Here is a 1,642-nt window from a genome sequence, read left to right as displayed (position 1 = left end):
CGGCAAATGGACACTGGTGTGTGAGGTCCCCTGCGACCTGCATAGGGGCCCCCGTTATTTTTTATGAGCAAGTACCCATGCCGATATTTTTTCTCGTGTCCATTTTGTCGCAGTGTCAAGATTCTCTACTCGCGATTGTGACTTATATATCTTTTCCTCTAGCTGTGTTTTCCAATAGTGACAGCCTTTGCACAGCACCCATAGGTTGTTATGATCTAAGCACTTGCTTCTGTCAATCCTCAAGGGCACGATGTGATCAGTGACTAGATAGCCAGGCTTGTCATACGTTCTGCCACAGATTGCGCATGTAAAGTAGGCATGAACTTTAGCATCGTGTGCGGTGTGTTCCCATATCTTAGACTTGTAGAATGCAGCAGACTCTTTGTCGCGCTTGTACTTGTCATAGTATGATGTTTGCTGCTTAGAACGTGGTGCTGGCTTGAAATCGTGAGGATTGTATAAGCTCGCATGTTTTGCACAGTATGGGTTGGCTTGATCATATGGGATTATATTGTTGCATCCAGCCTTGCGGCACACCTTTACGCGCATGTGTCACTCCTCATGCAATTCGATGAAGGTTGCCAGTCCGATAATCAACACCAGCATAGCAATCAGCACTATTAGCGGCATGAATACTAGCAACCAACTCCATGTGATCAAGCCGAATAGCTTAGCCAGCACGAATATCAGTGTGAGCAGTAATAAAAAATTGCACATGCTAAATTCTCCCACGATTTTGCGTTTGCTTTTGCTGATAGTCGTTCAGTGCTTTGCGCAGCTCTACAATAAGCGATTCGCTGAACCCGACATGATCAGGTGTCTCAACGCCTTCAGCCTTAGTAAACATGCCATCCTCGATCTCATTCAGCTTAGCCAAGAGCGGCTTAGCATCAATGCTAATCGTAGTGCTAAAACCTTTGACCGAATCATCAACCGGCTTGAATCTATTGTCGAACTCTTCCTGACCCATGACATCAACCGCTTCAGGATATTTGCTACCGTCTTGGCTAATTTCACATACGATAACCGACCCACGCTTGACAACTTTTGTCTCATTGTTTTTAACGCCAACTTCAATAGTCCATATCCCACCATCCGCATAATACCCAGTAATGTCTAACAGGATGCCGGCTTTCAATGCCTTCTTGGCTACAAATTTTTCAATATCTTCACAGTCTTCTGGCACCTTGATTGCAATGTATTCCATTGGTCGTTTCACTACTTTAAACATGTTTATTCCTCCGTGTATTGCTTGATCTTGTCAACCCGCAAGTCTGACCAATAGTCAATTGGCTTGCTGCCCTCAAATATGTAAACCGCTGGCATGGATTGGACGCCGCCAGCTTTGAGTGCCTTAATATCGTCCGCAGTTGCCGTCACAGACTTGGTGTGCATCGCCTTGGATAACTGCCGCACTGTCTGCCGGCACTTCATACATCCCGGTTTCGTGTACACAATTGCTTGCAATTTATTACGTCCTTTCATCCACACGTCCAAATCACGGTCAATCTGATACTCTTGTGGACTGACATAGCCATATTCGGTGCGCTTCATTTGATTAGCGCAGCTTGATCGCATCATACACACTCACAATCGCCAATGCCAGGAAGAAAAGTGTCCATGAAATTATCCATGGCGCCAA

At 45.5% G+C, this 1,642-nt stretch carries 3 protein-coding genes; all 3 read right to left on the bottom strand.

The genetic code is table 11. The features are described from left to right. Positions 1-54 precede the first annotated feature (54 nt). Positions 55-549 carry an HNH endonuclease gene (locus tag H627_RS0115370; protein ID WP_027829625.1) on the bottom strand — a complete coding sequence of 165 codons (495 nt, stop codon included), beginning with the start codon at positions 547-549 and terminating at the stop codon, positions 55-57. 169 nt (positions 550-718) lie between these two features. After that, on the bottom strand, positions 719-1,231 hold the full coding sequence (locus H627_RS18785) for a hypothetical protein (protein ID WP_051225488.1): 513 nt from the start codon (positions 1,229-1,231) through the stop codon (positions 719-721). A gap of 2 nt (positions 1,232-1,233) precedes the next feature. Beyond that, positions 1,234-1,554 (bottom strand): thioredoxin domain-containing protein, encoded by a 321-nt coding sequence (locus tag H627_RS0115355; RefSeq protein ID WP_027829624.1) that lies wholly within the window; start codon positions 1,552-1,554, stop codon positions 1,234-1,236. Positions 1,555-1,642: the final 88 nt, after the last annotated feature.

The organism is Schleiferilactobacillus harbinensis DSM 16991 (genome assembly GCF_000425885.1).
Lineage (GTDB): Bacteria > Bacillota > Bacilli > Lactobacillales > Lactobacillaceae > Schleiferilactobacillus > Schleiferilactobacillus harbinensis.
Note: the sequence above shows the minus strand (reverse complement) of the source record. Positions and strands in the feature narration are given on the sequence as shown.